Origin of the sequence: Leminorella grimontii (assembly GCF_039789245.1) — a bacterium.
GTDB classification, from domain to species: domain Bacteria; phylum Pseudomonadota; class Gammaproteobacteria; order Enterobacterales; family Enterobacteriaceae; genus Leminorella; species Leminorella grimontii.
Genome location: NZ_CP146357.1, coordinates 3,248,197 through 3,263,701, shown reverse-complemented (window position 1 = coordinate 3,263,701; position 15,505 = coordinate 3,248,197). Strand labels below are relative to the sequence as shown.

Annotated in this window: 14 protein-coding genes; 11 read left to right on the top strand and 3 right to left on the bottom strand. The window is 52.8% G+C overall.

The genetic code is table 11. The features are described from left to right. The first annotated feature begins 294 nt into the window (after window positions 1-294). Window positions 295-1,602, top strand: a complete 1,308-nt coding sequence (locus tag V8L73_RS15065; RefSeq protein ID WP_051155728.1) for an MFS transporter — start codon at window positions 295-297, stop codon at window positions 1,600-1,602. A gap of 26 nt (window positions 1,603-1,628) precedes the next feature. Next, entirely contained in the window at window positions 1,629-2,585 is a 957-nt protein-coding gene (locus V8L73_RS15060; RefSeq protein WP_211218905.1) for an amidohydrolase family protein, read from the top strand. A 96-nt stretch (window positions 2,586-2,681) separates the two neighbouring features. Here V8L73_RS15060 and V8L73_RS15055 read toward each other — a convergent pair whose 3' ends face one another. Beyond that, window positions 2,682-3,932: an MFS transporter gene (locus tag V8L73_RS15055; RefSeq protein ID WP_373876169.1), complete on the bottom strand. Its 1,251-nt coding sequence runs from the start codon at window positions 3,930-3,932 to the stop codon at window positions 2,682-2,684. A gap of 296 nt (window positions 3,933-4,228) precedes the next feature. Here V8L73_RS15055 and V8L73_RS15050 point away from each other — a divergent pair, with 296 nt between their 5' ends. After that, window positions 4,229-4,885: a hypothetical protein gene (locus V8L73_RS15050; protein WP_027274923.1), complete on the top strand. Its 657-nt coding sequence runs from the start codon at window positions 4,229-4,231 to the stop codon at window positions 4,883-4,885. A 63-nt stretch (window positions 4,886-4,948) separates the two neighbouring features. Here V8L73_RS15050 and V8L73_RS15045 read toward each other — a convergent pair whose 3' ends face one another. After that, on the bottom strand, window positions 4,949-5,965 hold the full coding sequence (locus V8L73_RS15045; protein ID WP_027274924.1) for a zinc-binding alcohol dehydrogenase family protein: 1,017 nt from the start codon (window positions 5,963-5,965) through the stop codon (window positions 4,949-4,951). 147 nt (window positions 5,966-6,112) lie between these two features. Between V8L73_RS15045 and V8L73_RS15040 the strand changes: the two genes are divergently transcribed. The 3 genes from V8L73_RS15040 to V8L73_RS15030 all read left to right on the top strand — a co-directional run bounded on the left by V8L73_RS15040 (window position 6,113) and on the right by V8L73_RS15030 (window position 7,934). Continuing rightward, window positions 6,113-7,018, top strand: coding sequence for a GntR family transcriptional regulator (locus V8L73_RS15040; protein ID WP_027274925.1), 906 nt, complete (start codon window positions 6,113-6,115; stop codon window positions 7,016-7,018). A 347-nt stretch (window positions 7,019-7,365) separates the two neighbouring features. Continuing rightward, the gene (locus V8L73_RS15035; RefSeq protein ID WP_027274926.1) at window positions 7,366-7,653 is read left to right on the top strand and encodes a hypothetical protein; all 288 of its coding nucleotides are present in this window, start codon (window positions 7,366-7,368) and stop codon (window positions 7,651-7,653) included. Then, window positions 7,650-7,934 carry a type II toxin-antitoxin system RelE/ParE family toxin gene (locus V8L73_RS15030; RefSeq protein ID WP_347253365.1) on the top strand — a complete coding sequence of 95 codons (285 nt, stop codon included), beginning with the start codon at window positions 7,650-7,652 and terminating at the stop codon, window positions 7,932-7,934. Before V8L73_RS15035 ends, V8L73_RS15030 begins: the two co-directional genes overlap by 4 nt. A gap of 64 nt (window positions 7,935-7,998) precedes the next feature. Here the strand turns inward: V8L73_RS15030 and V8L73_RS15025 are convergent, their stop codons facing one another. Next, window positions 7,999-9,489 carry an altronate dehydratase family protein gene (locus V8L73_RS15025; protein WP_347253364.1) on the bottom strand — a complete coding sequence of 497 codons (1,491 nt, stop codon included), beginning with the start codon at window positions 9,487-9,489 and terminating at the stop codon, window positions 7,999-8,001. A gap of 571 nt (window positions 9,490-10,060) precedes the next feature. Here V8L73_RS15025 and V8L73_RS15020 point away from each other — a divergent pair. From V8L73_RS15020 to V8L73_RS15000, 5 genes are all read left to right on the top strand, one after another. Beyond that, window positions 10,061-11,503 (top strand): tagaturonate reductase, encoded by a 1,443-nt coding sequence (locus V8L73_RS15020; RefSeq protein WP_261832051.1) that lies wholly within the window; start codon window positions 10,061-10,063, stop codon window positions 11,501-11,503. A gap of 132 nt (window positions 11,504-11,635) precedes the next feature. After that, window positions 11,636-12,643 (top strand): C4-dicarboxylate TRAP transporter substrate-binding protein, encoded by a 1,008-nt coding sequence (locus tag V8L73_RS15015; RefSeq protein WP_027274930.1) that lies wholly within the window; start codon window positions 11,636-11,638, stop codon window positions 12,641-12,643. Between the two features lie 110 nt (window positions 12,644-12,753). Beyond that, the gene (locus tag V8L73_RS15010; RefSeq protein WP_027274931.1) at window positions 12,754-13,233 is read left to right on the top strand and encodes a TRAP transporter small permease; all 480 of its coding nucleotides are present in this window, start codon (window positions 12,754-12,756) and stop codon (window positions 13,231-13,233) included. After that, window positions 13,224-14,501 carry a TRAP transporter large permease gene (locus V8L73_RS15005; RefSeq protein ID WP_027274932.1) on the top strand — a complete coding sequence of 426 codons (1,278 nt, stop codon included), beginning with the start codon at window positions 13,224-13,226 and terminating at the stop codon, window positions 14,499-14,501. The genes V8L73_RS15010 and V8L73_RS15005 overlap by 10 nt, the downstream gene beginning before the upstream one ends. Window positions 14,502-14,638: 137 nt before the next feature. After that, window positions 14,639-15,445, top strand: coding sequence for a hypothetical protein (locus V8L73_RS15000; protein ID WP_134389181.1), 807 nt, complete (start codon window positions 14,639-14,641; stop codon window positions 15,443-15,445). Window positions 15,446-15,505: the final 60 nt, after the last annotated feature.

Genomic DNA, 15,505 nt, shown 5'->3' with positions numbered 1-15,505 from the left:
TTATAAAATATTTGTTTGTTCTTTTTTAGCCTTCCTTGACGTTTTCCCTCTATGGAAAATTAGAAAAATTCTGGAAACCACCCAAAAGATATTATTTTTATTTTCTTTTAAATCATACGATTAATTTTTATTTGAGTGACTATTTTTGACTCTATTCACATTTTCTTAAAAGGGGATTAGCGCTTATTACATAACGGGCATAGTATCCACGAATAATCAATTGTTATTGTTTTGTTCAAAAGTTCAAAATAAAAAGACGGCGTGTTCAACTGATGTGGAGAGGGACGTAACGTTATGACCATGCAATATCAAGGGATCGGGCGGCGCTGGCTGCTGTTTATTCCCATCGCTAGCATTATGTACATGCTGGCTTTTCTTGACAGAACCAACCTGTCGTTCATCTTGCCCTATATTGGCCAAGACCTGCATTTGACCAACAGTACCAAGGGCATGGCTTCGGGCATTTTCTTTCTTGGCTATTTGCTGCTGCAGGTGCCAGCGGCGCTGTTGGCCGAGCGCTGGAGCGCCAAAAAGACGATCTTTCTTCTCATGCTGCTGTGGGGCGTTGCCGCTATCTGGACCGGAATGGTGCAGAGTACGAACGAGCTGCTGCTTGCCAGATTCGTTCTGGGCGTTTTTGAAGGCGGCGTTCAACCCGCGACGCTGGTGCTGTTGTTAAAGTGGTTCCCTCAGCGTGAAAAGGCGAGAGCGAACGGCTTTTGGCTGATGTGTATCCCTATTTCCGCCATTATCGCCGCACCGATTACGGGCTTCCTGCTTGAGCACTTTAGCTGGCGGACCGTGCTGATTATTGAAGGCTTCCCGCCCATTATTTGGGCCATCGTCTGGTACATCATGGTGGCGGATTCGCCGGCCAAAGTGTGGTGGATGGAGCCCGGTGAGCGTAGCTATATCGTTGAGGCGATTGCCAAAGACGAAGCGCAGAAGAAAAGTTCGGCGGTCATTAGTCAGGATTCGGCCCGCTATCGCGACGTATTTCGCAACGGTAAGGTGCTGACGCTTATCGTCGCCTGGTTTCTTTACTGCGCCGGTTTCTACGGTTTTACCATGTGGCTGCCGCAGGTTATCGCCAATACCTCCGGCTCATCGCCCGCAATGGTCGGTATCCTGACAGCGATCCCTTATCTGGTCGGCCTTATCGGTATGATTATTATCGCCGTGCGCACCGATAAAATCGGGCTGCGTAAGTCGTCCGCCGCGCTGCCTTTGACGATCACCGCCGTGGCGCTTTTGTGCGGACAGCTTTTCCCATCGCCCGTCATACAGTTTGTTTTCCTATGCATCGTTGCCTCCGGGCTGTATATCCACGGTGCCTTTTTTGCGCTGCCGCCGCTTATTCTGCGTTCAGACATTCTGGCGCTGTCGCTTGGCCTGATTGGCGGTATAGGCAACTTAGGCGGATTTGTCGGCCCTTATGTCGTGGGCTGGCTGATTGACCTGACGGGAACGACGATGGCCGGATTCGGCATTATGGCCGCCGCGCTGTTCTTCTGCGGGGTAGCGTTAGCGTCGGTGACGCCGAAAGCCGGTGAAAAGACGGCTGAGCAGATAGGCGCCGAGCCTGAAGTCGAATCGCGTTAACCTGCGGAAAAGAAGGGGGAACAACCGTGAAAACCCTACACGAAAGAATGGGCATTGAAGTGAAGTCTAACGGACTGACGCTGATTGACGCTCACCACCACCTTTGGGATCTGAGCAAGAACCACTATCCCTGGCTGGCGACCTATGAGCCCGGCACTTTCGTCGGCGACTATCGCTCGCTGATGCGCAACTACCTGCCGGAAGATTACGCCGCGGACAGCGCGGGCCACCGCGTGCTGGCGACGGTTCACTGTGAGGCGGACCACGACTATAGCAACGAAGTGGCGGAAACCCGCTGGGTGCACGAACAGGCGGCGCGCGCCGGCTTTCCTAACGCAGTGGTTGCCCACATCTGGTTTCATCGTGACGACGGCGAAGAGATCCTGAATCAGCATTTACACTTCCCGCTGGTGCGAGGCATTCGCAGCAAGCCCGTAACCGCCAAACGGCCAGAATTGGCGCATACGATTAGGGGCGCAAGCTGCAGCATGCAGGACGAAAAATGGCTGAAGGGCTTTGGCCTTTTGGAGAAATACGGCCTGTCGTGGGACCTGCGCGTGCCGTACTGGCACTTGGAAGAGGCTGCCGAAGTCGCACGCATTTATCCCAACGTGCCTATCGTGCTTAACCATATGGGATTCCCGTGGGACCGCTCGCCGCAGGGGCTTGATGCGTGGCGACAGGGCATGCGGGCTTTGGCCGCCTGCCCCAACGTCCACGTGAAGGTCTCGGAGCTTGGCGTACAGGACCGCCCCTGGACGATTGAAGGCAACCGCGGCGTGGTGTTGGAAACCGTAGAGATGTTCGGCATCGAACGCTGTATGTTCGCCAGCAACTTCCCGGTAGCCGGGCTGCAGCTGTCGTACCGGGAGCTGGTCAACAACATGTCTGAGATTTTCTCCGGCTTTAGCCCCCAGCAGCGAGAGGCCTTCTTCTGGCGCAATGCAAAGGCGTTTTATCGCATTGACCTACCGGAAGACTAATCGAAGGTTTTGACAAATCATGAAGGGTATAGCGTTTTGGGTGCGGCTTCCCGTTTGGGGCATCCGCAGCCAAGGCAGCTATATCCTTCGCTTGGCTTAGGCTTCACCCTCACCCTCTTTTTCAATCGGCGACAGATCCTGCACGCACCGCAGCAGCATCGTTAAAAACAGCACCGCAAGCCCTCCAGCGACGACGGCCAACAGATGGAAGGGAAGCCTGCCGCCTGCCTCAAACCACAGCCAGCGGGCAATTTCTATTGTCGCTGCGCTGACGCTTAGCACCACGATGTTTAGCGCCGCTGAGACCGTGCCTTTCGGTAACTCGTTTGACAGCAGCGTAAAGCGAAACAGTGACGAGAAAATGAGCCCGATGCCGAAGGCATACAGCGTCGTGCCTGCCACTGACCATAGCCAAACGTGAGGGGACAGAAGGTTGCCAATAATCAGCGTCCCCAGCCCCAAAAGCTGAATCGGAATGGCGCGACGGATAAAGCTCGGCGCGGAAGGGTCCTTAATGAATTTCGCCACAATCACGTTGGCTATGATAATCGCGCCGAACACGGGGGTCTGAGTCCAGGCAAATTCGGCGGGCGTCAGGCCGCCGCTTTCAATCAAAATTGCCGGCGATACGGCTACCCAGATCATGAGTGGAACGTAGTTGAGGGAAATCGTCGCTGCGCCAATGCGAAAAATGCGGTTGTGGAACGTGTCGCGAAAGTTTCGCAGTACGCCGGTCATGCTAAACGGCGCTCTCTCTTTCGGCAGCGTTTCCGGCATATTGAACAAAAGCCCTAACCAGGCGATAAATCCCATCAGCGTCACAATCGCGAACAGCGCTCTCCAGTCGACGATGTGCATTAACGCTGCCCCTGCCAGCGGGCCAACGATCGGCGCGATCAGAACAATCGAGGTAATAAGCGCCATCAGCTTGATGGCCTGTGTCTTGTCGAAAGACTCCTGAACGGTTACGTAGCCAACGGTCGCAATAAAGCACATGCTGGTGCCTTGAATGAAACGGGCGGTTAGAAATTGCTCCATTGATGATGCAAACAGCGTAGCGCAACAGGCCAGAGTGAAAATCAGCGCGCCGGTCAGTAGAACGGGGCGGCGGCCCACTCGGTCCGACAGCGGTCCCAGCAGCCACTGTAGCGCCATGCCGCCCGCCATATACATGCTGATTGAGGCGGGCGCGAGGCTGACGTCAGCGCGAAGGTCCCGCACGACGTTAATAATGCCCGGCTGAATAAGGTCGGTGGTCAGATAGGCCGCCAGTTCATATAAAATCAGCGAAGCCGGAAAAAGGAACGCTGCCGTACGTCGAGTAAAAAATGTCGGAACCTGCCGCATATGAAATTCCCAATATAAAAATAGTCCCGCATAGGGGGAAACCGTTAACGGCGTTTAGCCATTTACATCATTAGCTCAGAACGGTTGTTAAAGGAAAATATACGGTGAATTTGAAATTATATATTGATGATAATCAAAAGAAATTTTTTATCTTTACGCCGGGGAGCGTTTGGTGTTTCCTTTTTGGCGCCATATAGCGCACGCTTTCTGATAAAAAGCGGTCGTTTTTAATGAAACCTGAACTATAGCGTTGCTGTCTAAATAAATAGCTTCCCTGATAAAAAGGTAGGTAGACAATGTCTTGGCGAACGATAGCGGTTTTTCTGTTGGTCGGCGCGCTCTCAGGCTGCGCCAGTACGGAGAGCGTACAGGTAAGCTCCATTACGGCGAAGAACGCTTACGTGGGGGATAAGACGTTTACTATTGTGTCTGACGACTACCGGCCGATTGAAAGCGATCTTGGCTTTGTCGAGTATGCGCGTCAGGTATCGGACGTGCTGAGAGAGCAGGGTTACGTGGCCGTGAAAAAGCCCTCTGACGCGAAGATGTTGATCGCGCTTAGCTATCACGTGGGTCCGCCGCAGACGCAAACCCAGATAGTCAACATGCCGGTATATCCTATGCGGGGACCGGTGTATGCGCCCGGGTTCGGCTATTACTATCCGATGTGGAACTATCCGCTCTACGAACCGATGGTGTATCAGTTTACGGTCTACAGCAAATGGCTTCGTCTTCAGGCCATAGACGCAGCGGCCTATGCGAAAGACAAGACGGTGAAGCCGCTGTGGGACGCACAGGCGGTGAGTAACAACGAAAATGGCGACCTGCGCTATATGTTCCCCTATATGTTAACGGCGTTGAAACCGTACATAGGGACGGACTCAGGGCATGCGGTCGACGTTTCCGTACCGATAGACTCACCTGACGTACAGGCGCTTAGAGTCGGCCAATAGCGTGTTAAGAAGAAAGCCGGCGCCCTGCGGCGTCGGCTTTTTCATGCAAAAAAAGCAGAAGGATTAGTTAAACTCGATAACGCCTTTCAACAGCTGGCGGTTGTTGACGACGTCCTGCTCGTAGCTTTCTCCGATGGTGTCGAAGTTGAAGCGGTGGGTCAGCATCATGTTCGCGCTAAGCTTGCCTTCGCTCATCAGTCGGCCAACCTTGGCGAAGTCTTCTTTCGTTGCGTTGCGGCTGCCCATCATCGTGGTCTCTTTCTTGTGGAACTCCGGATCGGAGAAGGAAAGATCGCCTTTGAACAGGCCGACGAAGACGATGGTGCCGCCGTGGCGGATCAGGTTTACGGTGTTGTTCATCGCAAACTGGTTGCCCGTTGCGTCGATGACCTTGGCCGCCAGCATGCCGTCGAACTGGGCGCGAAGGTCTGCCTCAAAAGAGGCACTGGCAGGATCGATGACCGCAACGCCCAGTTGCTCCGTCACGTGGGCACGGCGTTCCGGGCTGGTGTCGGCGACGATGACCTTAGCGCCATCGGCTTTGGCAATTGCCGCAACGCCCAGGCCGATAGGGCCTGCGCCAACCACCAGCACGTGTTCACCCGCCGCGAGCGCGGCGCGGCGAACGGCGTGGGCGCTAATGGCGAAAGGCTCAATCAGCGCGGCGGCGATGGGATCGACGCCGTCAACGGCAAGCAGGTTGCTGACCGGCACGCTTAAATATTCACAGAATCCGCCGTCCTGATGGACGCCGATAACGGAGATGTTCTCACAGCAGTTTGTCCGGCCGCTCTGGCAGGCGCCGCACTTGCCGCAGGAGAGATAGGGCATGACGGCAACGCGCTGCCCGACCTTAAACTGATTAACGCCGGCGCCAAGCGTAGTCACTTCACCGCAGATTTCATGCCCCAGCACGCGCGGATAGCTGAAAAACGGCTGCTTGCCTGACCAGGCGTGGATGTCGGTGCCGCAGATGCCTACCGCGTTGATTTTAATAACCGCTTCACCGGCGGCGGGAGAGGGAACTTCGCGCTGCTGATAAACCAGTTTGGTGGGTTCCTGACAAATTAGTGTTTTCATGTTGATGGTATCCTCGGTTTTTATTCTGTCTTTTTAGTTAAAAAATCGGATTTCTGGTTTTAATTTATTCTCTTTTGTGACCTAATAACGTTTATTCGGTACTAAATTGGTTTTTAAAGCGGAAAAAAGCAGAGGCGGGAAGAGGGAATGGCACGAACGCAAAACCTGCGGCAGAACGTAATTAATCAGTTTATTGACGCTATCGGCAATGGGCATATTGGCTCACCGCTGCCGTCACAGTCGACCCTGGCGGATATGTACAGCATCAGCCGCACCACGGTGCGCCACACGCTGGACTATTTGCAGGAGCGGGGCATCTTGGAGAAGGTCGGCAACGACTATGCGATAGTGCGCCAGCCGGAGGATGAAGACGGCTTTGACACCATCGCCGAGATGCCGCAGGAGCAGCTGGCCATCTTTGAGCGCGCGTTTTATAAGATGATCCAACAGCGCGAGCTCAAGCCGGGCAGCACCTTTACCGAACAGCAGCTGGCCAAGCAGGCCAACGTTAGTCCGACTATCGTGCGCGAATTTCTTCTGCGTTTCTCCCGCTATAATCTGATGGAGAACCAGCGCCGCGGCCAGTGGAGCATGATGAAGTTTGATCAAAACTACGCTGAAAAGCTGTTTGAACTTCGCGAGCTGCTGGAAACCCACGCGCTGAACCGCTTTATGAACCTGCCGGAAAGCGATACCCGGTGGGTTCTGGCCAGAGACCTGCTCTATCGCCACCGCCAGTTGAGAGAGACGGTGATGTTCGACTATCGCAAGTTCTCCCAGCTCGATCATGAGCTGCACGGCCTGATTCTATCTGCGGCTGAAAATCCCTTCTTCAATCAGTCGATTGAGGTGATTACCGTTATTTTCCACTTCCACTATCAGTGGGACGAGCGGGACCTGAAAGAGCGCAACATTCTTGGGATTGAGGAACACATGGCCATTTTGAGCGCCATGATAAGCCGCAACGATCTCAGCGCCATGAATGAGCTGAGAAGGCACTTGGATACGGCCAAGCACTCCATGATTCGCTCTATTCGTCAACAAAACGTGTAGCGTCGGCCGTTTTGGCCTGGCGACCGGTTCTTCACGCTCAATATCCCCATCGGGCGGAAAGCGTATGCTTTTCGTTTTTTCTCCATGTTTGCGGCACAGCTCTCTTTTTTTTGTGTTCATGGCCTGAACGTTACTTTTCTTAGGGAAATATCCCGCATTTTCAATACGGTTTTGAAAAACGGTAGGGCAGCCCGCTCTCTTTTAAGCTCTAATTTCTTTCAGGGCTTGGTGCATAAAAGAAGTGCGCTAAGCCTTTCAAATTCATGCTGCAACGAAAAGGAGGCGAAGCTATACTGATGGGAATCTATTTGACACCACGTTTGACACCACAAAAAGAGGCGGTCTGGATGAACAGCACGATCCATTTTCGCATTGATGAAGAGACCAAGCGCCTGGCCATGAAGGCCGCCGAGCGGCAGCAGACCAGCCTGACCGATCTTCTTCGCCGCAGGGCGGAGGAGCTGGCCGAAGAGGAGCGTAAGCTTCAGAGCAATGCGCATGAAGTCTGGTTGGAAAATCAGGTTCAGGAGGCCTTTGCACGCTATGACGCAGGGCAAGGGCAGTTCATTGACGATGAGGAAATGACGCGGAAAATGGCAGAACTGAGAGCGCTGGCCGAACGGGGCGAACGGTGACCTGCGCCGTTTTTTGGGAACGCCGGGCGCAGCAGGACAGAGAGGATATCTGGCTATATTTGTACAAAGAGGCCGGTTTGCGCGTTGCGGACGCAACGGATAAGCGGTTTTACGAGGCCGTCGACCTGCTGAAGGCGAACCCCCACATGGGCGTGGAAACCGATCGTCCATATGGGCGCAGGCTGGCGCTGGCCCGGCTGCCGTTTGTCATTGTGTACGCGACAAAGCCAGGCGAAGTGCGCATTCTGCGGCTGCTGCATACATCCAGAAAGCCGGCGTAAGAATAGCGTCGCGCCCTAATACCTCAGGCGCAACGCTTTTCCGTTAGGGTAACCAAATACGCTGTTAAAGCGTTACGCCGCTTTTAAAGATCGCAAGCTCCCTAAAGTCGTTTTTCTCATTGCGAGCGAGGCGTTCGCCGCTGGCGATTTGGCGGATAAGCTCAACGAACTCGGCGAGCGTGTCTTCCATGGTTTTATCATACACCAGCTGGCCCGCGTCGAAGTCTATCCAGTGCGGCTTGCGCTGGGCCAAATCGCTGTTGGTGGCGATTTTGACCGTTGGCACGAATCCGCCGTAGGGGGTTCCCCGCCCGGTGCTGAACAGCACCATATGGCAGCCGGCGGCGGCCAATGCGGAGGTCGCGACGGCGTCGTTGCCGGGCGCGCTGAGCAGGCTAAGCCCCGGCTTTTTCAGCCTGTCGCCGTAGTTCAGGATGTCGACGACCGGTGAGTCTCCTGCCTTTTGGGTGCAGCCGAGAGACTTGTCCTCCAGCGTGGAAATGCCGCCCTTCTTGTTGCCCGGCGAAGGGTTTTCGTAAATGGGCTGACGGTGGTCGATAAAGTAGCGCTTGAAGTCGTTGACCATCTTCACCGCCTGCTCAAACGTCTCCCGATCGCGGCAGCGGGAGAACAGGATGTGCTCTGCGCCGAACATTTCCGGTACTTCGGTCAGCACGCTGCTGCCGCCGAAAGAAATCAGGTAGTCGGAGAACTTCCCCAGCAGTGGGTTAGCGGTAACGCCGGAAAGACCGTCGGAGCCGCCGCACTCGAGGCCGACGCGAAGTTTGCCGATGGAGACGGCCTCTCTGCGGTCGTTTTTCATCGTCCGGTAAATGTCTTTCAGGTGGCTAAGCCCCGCTTCGACCTCGTCGTTTTCCTGCTGGGCTATCATATAGTGGACGCGCTGTGCATCCACGTCGCCGACAAGCTCCCGGAAGGCATCGACCTGGTTGTTCTCGCAGCCTAGCCCGATAACCAGCGCACCGCCTGCGTTTGGATGATGCACCATGTCGGCCAGAATGCGGCGGGTATTTTCGTGATCGTCGCCAAGCTGAGAGCAGCCGTAGGGGTGGGTAAACAGATAGACGCCGTCAATGCCCTCGGTGCCGACTTCGGCTTTGAATCGTTCGATAATCTGCCTGGCGATGGCGTTAACGCAGCCGACGGTTGGGATCACCCAAAGTTCGTTACGAATACCGATATCGCCGTTTGCCCGCGGATAGGCCTGAATGTTCACTTCCGGCAGTGAGACCTGAACGTGAGGGAACTCGGGCGCGTATTCATAGCTGAGCCCGTCTTTCAGTAGCGTTTTCAGATTGTGGGTGTGCACCAGCTCGCCTGCGCCGATAGGGGCGATGGCTTCGCCGATGGGGCTGCCGTACTTAATGATGGGATCGCCGACGTTAATTGCAAACAGCGCGATTTTCCCACCTTTATCGATATCTTCTTGTAAAACCAGCGTCTGGCCGCCCACCTCCAGCGACGTCCCCTTGGCTAGCGGCTGAAGGGCCAGCACGACGGAATCGGCTGGGTGGATAAGAATATGCGTTTTCATTTAAACAAAGCCTCAACAAGGAATGAATATAGACGTCACTTCCTTGCCCAACGAAAATATTCTAGCTCGCTTTTCTGGATTTTATCAATTTAAAAACATCGAATATTCCTTTTGTCGGTAAAAAGAAGTTGTAAAGGCAATGGAGGATTTGTGTAGCATTTTTACTTGTTTTCAGCGGGGTTAGGAGGCATCTATCGTCGATTTAGAGAGTTTAATCGTTTTATTTTCAGTTGGTTGTAACGTTTCAGCATCCATTTTAGCGAGCGATAGGGCGCGCCGCCTTATAGTTTTCTCTTATCGACTCATTAACTATTTTCCATCCCATTGGCTGTTTTTTAACAAATAAAAGCGGATTAAAAACAGCAAAACAAAATCTATCGCACGATCTTGAAACAAGAAAATCTCAAACCCGGATCGCTCCATCTACTCTTCACCCATCAGGTGTCCTTGCCCAACAGCAAATAAAATAAACTTGATTATATTTACCCAGAATAATTTGAGTCGCATGACAAAACGCCTATAGCGGCTTGAAGCGTGGCGGGTATAAAAAAGAATAAGGAAGGATTGAGAGATGCAGCGTAACTTAAATCGGCAGGATTTCCCCAAGGCCCGCTACCCGGAGAAAATCGTTCAGTTTGGCGAAGGTAACTTTCTACGCGCTTTTATCGACTGGATGGTCGATATTCTGAATGAAAAAACCGACTTCAACAGCGGTATTACCGTTGTGCGCCCAATTGATACGCCGCAGCCCAAGCTTGATGAGCAGGACGGACTTTATACCGCCGTCATTCGCGGCCTTAATGAACAGGGACAGCCGGTTGCCGAGCCGCGCCTGATTAGCTCTATCAATCGGGAAATTGCCGTTTATAAAGAGTTTGGCGACTATCTGGCCTGCGCCGAGAATCCTGAACTTGAGTGGATTTTCTCTAACACCACTGAAGCCGGCATCTGCTATAGCGATAGCGACAGCTATGACGACTGCCCGCCGGCGACCTTCCCCGCCAAGCTGACGCGCTTTTTGCACCACCGCTTTACCCACTTTAACGGCGCGAGCGACAAGGGGCTGATTATCGTTCCCTGCGAGCTTATCGACTACAACGGCGAGAAGCTGAAAGAATACGTGCTGGCCTACGCCCGCCGCTGGCAGCTGGGCGATGCGTTTATCGGCTGGGTTAATCAGAACAACACCTTCTGCTCTACGCTGGTTGACCGCATTGTTACCGGTTATCCTCACGCAGAAATCGAGAAGCTGGAGCAGGAGTTCGGCTATCGCGATCGCTTTATGGTGACGGCGGAATACTTCTATCTGTTCGTTATTCAGGGGCCGCAGTGGCTGAGAGAAAAGCTGAAGCTTGACCAGGTCGCCCTGAATATCCACATCGTGGACGACATCAAGCCCTACAAAGAGCGCAAGGTCAGCATTCTGAACGGCGCGCATACCGCGATGGTGCCGGTTGCCTATCTCGCCGGTTTGCGCACCGTGGGCGAGTCTATGGCCGATCCGGTGATTTCTTCGTTTATTAATCGGCTGCTGAATCAGGAGGTGATCCCGACGCTCTCTTTAGAGCCGTCAGAGCTGCAGCAGTTTGCTAAAGACGTTATCGCTCGCTTCAATAACCCCTATATTCGCCATGAGCTGCAGGCCATTTCGCTTAATTCGCTAACCAAGTTTAAGACGCGCCTGCTGCCTCAGCTGTTGACCTACAGCCATCGCTTTGGCAAGCCGCCGGTACACATCGCCGCCGCATTGGCTGCGCTTATCCTCTTTTACCGCGGAGAATTCCGGGGCGAGACGATTCCACTGTCGGACGATCGCCATCTGCTTGAACGTTTTGAAGCGTGGAAGCCGCTGTATGACGCCGATCCTCGCGAGCTGGTGCAAAACGTGCTGGCGATGTCAGATCTGTGGGAAAGCGATCTTAATCAACTTCCCGGCCTGACGGATGCGGTGAGCGGGACGCTGGTTCGTTTTAGTGAGCAAGGTATCAAGAGCGTTATTGAACGCTTGAATTAAGATTAAACCGTGTCTTAATCGTGCCCCGTAAAACGGGCGCTTCTGTACCACCCTGAATCCGCCGTCGTTCAGACGGCGGCCAACGCAAAGAGGCCCGCCGCGGCAGGCCTCCGGATCTGGAGAACGATAATAATGAAATTGTTTAACACCAAAGGCAAAAAACTCTTAGCAATGGCGCTCGGCGCAACCCTCGCCGTCGCCAGCTTCAGCGGTTCCGCGCTTGCCGCGGCTAAGTACACGCTGAAAGTGGCTTATGAAAATAACCCGGGAGAGCCGTTCGATTTGGCGATCCGCGAGTGGGCCAAGCTGTTTAACGAAAAAACCAACGGTCAGGGTGAACTGGTACCTTATCCAAGCTCCCAGCTGGGCTCTAAAAAAGACGTTATTGAACAGATGAAGCTGGGCAGCCCGGTTATCACGCTGGCGGACGGCGCATTTTTCTCCGACTACGTGCCGGACTTCGGCATCATGTTCGGCCCCTATCTGGGCAGCAGCTATAAGGATATCTACAAGCTGAACGCCTCTGACTGGTACAAGGACTTAGAAAACAAGCTGGACGCCAAGGGCCTGCACATCGTCACCAAAGACTGGCTGTACGGTACGCGCCACATGCTGACCAACAAGATGGTGAAGACGCCTGAAGATTTGAAAGGCCTGAAGATCCGCGTTCCTAACAACCGCATTCAGATTGAAGGCATCAAGGCCATGGGCGCGACGCCTACGCCTCTGCCGCTGGCTGAAGTGTACACCGCGCTGAACCTGAAGGTGATCGACGGCGCAGAGAACCCGATCCCGGTGCTGTATGGCCAAAAGCACTATGAAGTCGCCAAGTTCCTTATCCTGACCGGCCACGTAGAGAACGTCACCAACCTGGTGATGGGCAGCAAAACCTTCAAGAAGCTGCCGCCTGAAATTCAGACCGCGCTGGTTGAATCCGGCGATCAGGCAGGTGCGTTCCTGACCGATCTGGTGCTGAAGCAGGAGCAGGAAACCATTGAGAAAATGAAGAAAGAGGGCGTGACGGTGGTTGAAGTAGACCGCAACCTGTTTAAAGAAACGTCCAAGCCTTTCTACGGCAAGTTCCCCGAGTGGACGCCGGGCCTGTACGATAAAACGCAAGAAATCATTAATAAGCAATAAGTTAGTATGGGGCCGCGGAACTGTTGGGAATCGGCATCGCGGCCCCCTTTACCACCAACTAAAACAATCATAACGCGTCCAGTGAGTCTGGAAGTTATGAGGGGTGTCTTATGTTCAGGGTGTTAGGAAAAATTACCGATGCGCTGGCGGCTTTGGCCGTTATTGGTATCGTCGGTATCACCGTTGTTGCGGTGTTCATGCGCTGGCTGTTAAACGATCCTCTGGTGTGGGGAGAGGAAGTTCTGATCGTCTGCTATATCTGGATGATCATGCTGGGCGCAGCGTCCGCCATGCGTAAGCGTATGCACGTCAGCATTGACGCCTTTACGTCAATGTTGCCGCCGAGAGGGCAGGCGCTCTTCGCGATTATTACCGATCTGATTTCTATCGTAGCGCTGGCGATCTTTGGCTATTTGGGTTACGAGCTGGCTGAGATTGCGGAAGACAAGCTGACGTCGATTCTGGCCATTTCCTATTTCTATATCGATATCGCCGTACCGATCGGCGCGTTTGTGATGGTGTTGTTCTGCCTTCAGCACCTCTATCAGGATATTAAAAAGCTGATAAATGGGGATACGTTATGTCAGTAGCCGCCGCGTGTATTGTATTACTCTTTTGTTTCTTAATTAACGTTCCTATTTTTACCAGCGTACTGGTTGCGCTTCTGACCTACTTTTTTACCGCAGGCGACATTTCGCCGCTTATCGCGGTGCAGCGGATTATCGGTTCAGGCGAGAACGTCACGCTGCTGGCGATCCCGTTCTTTATTCTGTTGGGCAACCTGCTGAACTATACCGGTATTACCCGGCGGATGCTGAAGTTCACCGAAGTGCTTTCAGGCCATTATCCGGGCGGTCTGGCGCAGTCTAACGTTCTTTTGAGCACCATGATGGGCGGCATCTCGGCATCCAACCTGGCCGACTGCGCCATGCTGTGTAAGATGCTGGTGCCGGAGATGACCAAGCTGGGCTACAACCGCGGCTTCTCTGCGGCGATCACGGCGGCCGGATCTCTGATTACGCCAATTATTCCGCCCGGAATCGCGCTGATTATCTATGCCTTCGTTGCTGACGTATCGGTTGGCAAAATGTTTATGGCGGCCATCATCCCCGGCCTGATGTGCTGCGTTGCGCTGATGACGACCGTATATCTTATCGCTAAAAAGCGCGGCTATAAGCCGGCGCGCACCCGCGGCCCGACCTTCGCTGAGCTTTGGGAAACGGGCAAAGGCGCCATTTCCGCGCTGCTGCTAATATTGGTTATCATCGGCGGGATCCGTCTGGGCATCTTTACGCCGACGGAAGCCGGTGCGGTGGCCGTTATCTACGTTATCGTAGTCGGCACGCTGTTTTATCGCGAAATGAAGCTTCGGGACATCATCGCCTCCGTGCTTGAGACGGCGCGCTCTACCGCAGGCGTCATGCTTATCATCATGACCTGTTCCGCGCTGGCCTGGGTGCTGACCAACGAGCAGATTGCTCAAGACGTCGCGGAAACGATGACCAACATTTCCGATAACCCGTACGTGTTCCTGATGATCGTCAACCTGGTGCTGCTGGTGCTCGGTATGTTCATTGAAGGCAACGCGGCGATTATCGTACTGGTTCCGCTGCTGATGCCGACGGTGAAGCTGATGAACATCGACCCGATCCACTTTGGTCTGGTGATGATACTGAATCTGGCTATCGGCTGCCTGACGCCGCCGATGGGGACGGTGATGTTTGTCGCAACCTCCATCACCGGGGTGAAGATATCCGAGTTTATTCGGGAAGTGTGGCCGATGTTCCTTGCACTGCTTGCCGTACTGCTGCTGGTTACGTTCTTCCCGGTGTTTACGACGTTTTTACCTAGTTTGTAATAACCACAATTCGACGGGCGCGAAAGCGCCCGTTTTCTTATATAAAAAGAGAAGTAATTACACGCATTGTTTTATTTAGTTTAGCGGCTTTCCGTATATAATAAGTTTTTTATAAGGCTAAATGGGATGCTAACTATATGAACAGGAATGCAATAAAAATATCTATTTCTGGTACGGGAATATTATTAATGATGATGTCTGCTAATGCGATAGCGGACGAGCGTTATGCCGAACCCAAGTTTCGTGATTTAACTGGCGATGAGACTGCATGGATTAAAAGTCAAGATTATGTACGGCAGTTTAATTGTAATTCTTTTAAAATTAATCAGAATATAAAAAAACTGGAAGGTTCCTCCGTTAAGTCTGAACCTCCAGCTTTTAGCCAGCGACCTCTTTTTCCAGAGGGACAAATGGAGTGCAGTATTTATCCTGACTATGATAATGAGGGCGTAGTTGAGATCGTTGCTCGGGAAAATGGCAAGATTGACGGCGTTCAGTACCGAGTGAGCCATACTGGAAAGGATGTAATAGGCAGTGTAGGTAATCCATTTGGTTGGGAGTTTTCCTGTGAAGCCGGCCGTAGCGGCCATGTTTGCTTCGTTGAGGGTAATGGCGATCGTTTTTATCTTCAGTATACTTCTCAGATTGAGAAGGCAAATATTCCTTCTGGTTACCTTATCAGCATGGGGAAAAACTCCGTTTTTCAAATAGTGAATTTAAGCATCGATGGGAAAGATATTAAACCGGACAATACTTATTCCATTATCTATGGTAAACAGGCCTCAGAGTTTATTAGCCAGATTAAAGAAAAGTCAGTTGTAATGGTAAGTTATAACACTCCGTCTAATAGGCAGGGGGAATATAAAATTGAGGGGGAGGATATGCAAATTATGAGGGCATCAATTCCTTTGATAAAAAAAGCGTTTGAGCTTTATAACGAATAGTGGCGGTGCGCGTCATTAGCGTATTTTAATTTTAGATAGTAGGGAATTTCCTCTACTATC

What these genes read in the sequence shown, in the direction of transcription:
- V8L73_RS15065 (WP_051155728.1), top strand. Translation starts at nt 295, where the DNA reads ATGACCATGCAATATCAAGGGATCGGGCGGCGCTGGCTGCTGTTTATT.
- V8L73_RS15055 (WP_373876169.1), bottom strand. Translation starts at nt 3,932, where the DNA reads ATGCGGCAGGTTCCGACATTTTTTACTCGACGTACGGCAGCGTTCCTT.
- V8L73_RS15050 (WP_027274923.1), top strand. Translation starts at nt 4,229, where the DNA reads ATGTCTTGGCGAACGATAGCGGTTTTTCTGTTGGTCGGCGCGCTCTCA.
- V8L73_RS15045 (WP_027274924.1), bottom strand. Translation starts at nt 5,965, where the DNA reads ATGAAAACACTAATTTGTCAGGAACCCACCAAACTGGTTTATCAGCAG.
- V8L73_RS15040 (WP_027274925.1), top strand. Translation starts at nt 6,113, where the DNA reads ATGGCACGAACGCAAAACCTGCGGCAGAACGTAATTAATCAGTTTATT.
- V8L73_RS15035 (WP_027274926.1), top strand. Translation starts at nt 7,366, where the DNA reads ATGAACAGCACGATCCATTTTCGCATTGATGAAGAGACCAAGCGCCTG.
- V8L73_RS15025 (WP_347253364.1), bottom strand. Translation starts at nt 9,489, where the DNA reads ATGAAAACGCATATTCTTATCCACCCAGCCGATTCCGTCGTGCTGGCC.
- V8L73_RS15020 (WP_261832051.1), top strand. Translation starts at nt 10,061, where the DNA reads ATGCAGCGTAACTTAAATCGGCAGGATTTCCCCAAGGCCCGCTACCCG.
- V8L73_RS15015 (WP_027274930.1), top strand. Translation starts at nt 11,636, where the DNA reads ATGAAATTGTTTAACACCAAAGGCAAAAAACTCTTAGCAATGGCGCTC.
- V8L73_RS15010 (WP_027274931.1), top strand. Translation starts at nt 12,754, where the DNA reads ATGTTCAGGGTGTTAGGAAAAATTACCGATGCGCTGGCGGCTTTGGCC.
- V8L73_RS15005 (WP_027274932.1), top strand. Translation starts at nt 13,224, where the DNA reads ATGTCAGTAGCCGCCGCGTGTATTGTATTACTCTTTTGTTTCTTAATT.
- V8L73_RS15000 (WP_134389181.1), top strand. Translation starts at nt 14,639, where the DNA reads ATGAACAGGAATGCAATAAAAATATCTATTTCTGGTACGGGAATATTA.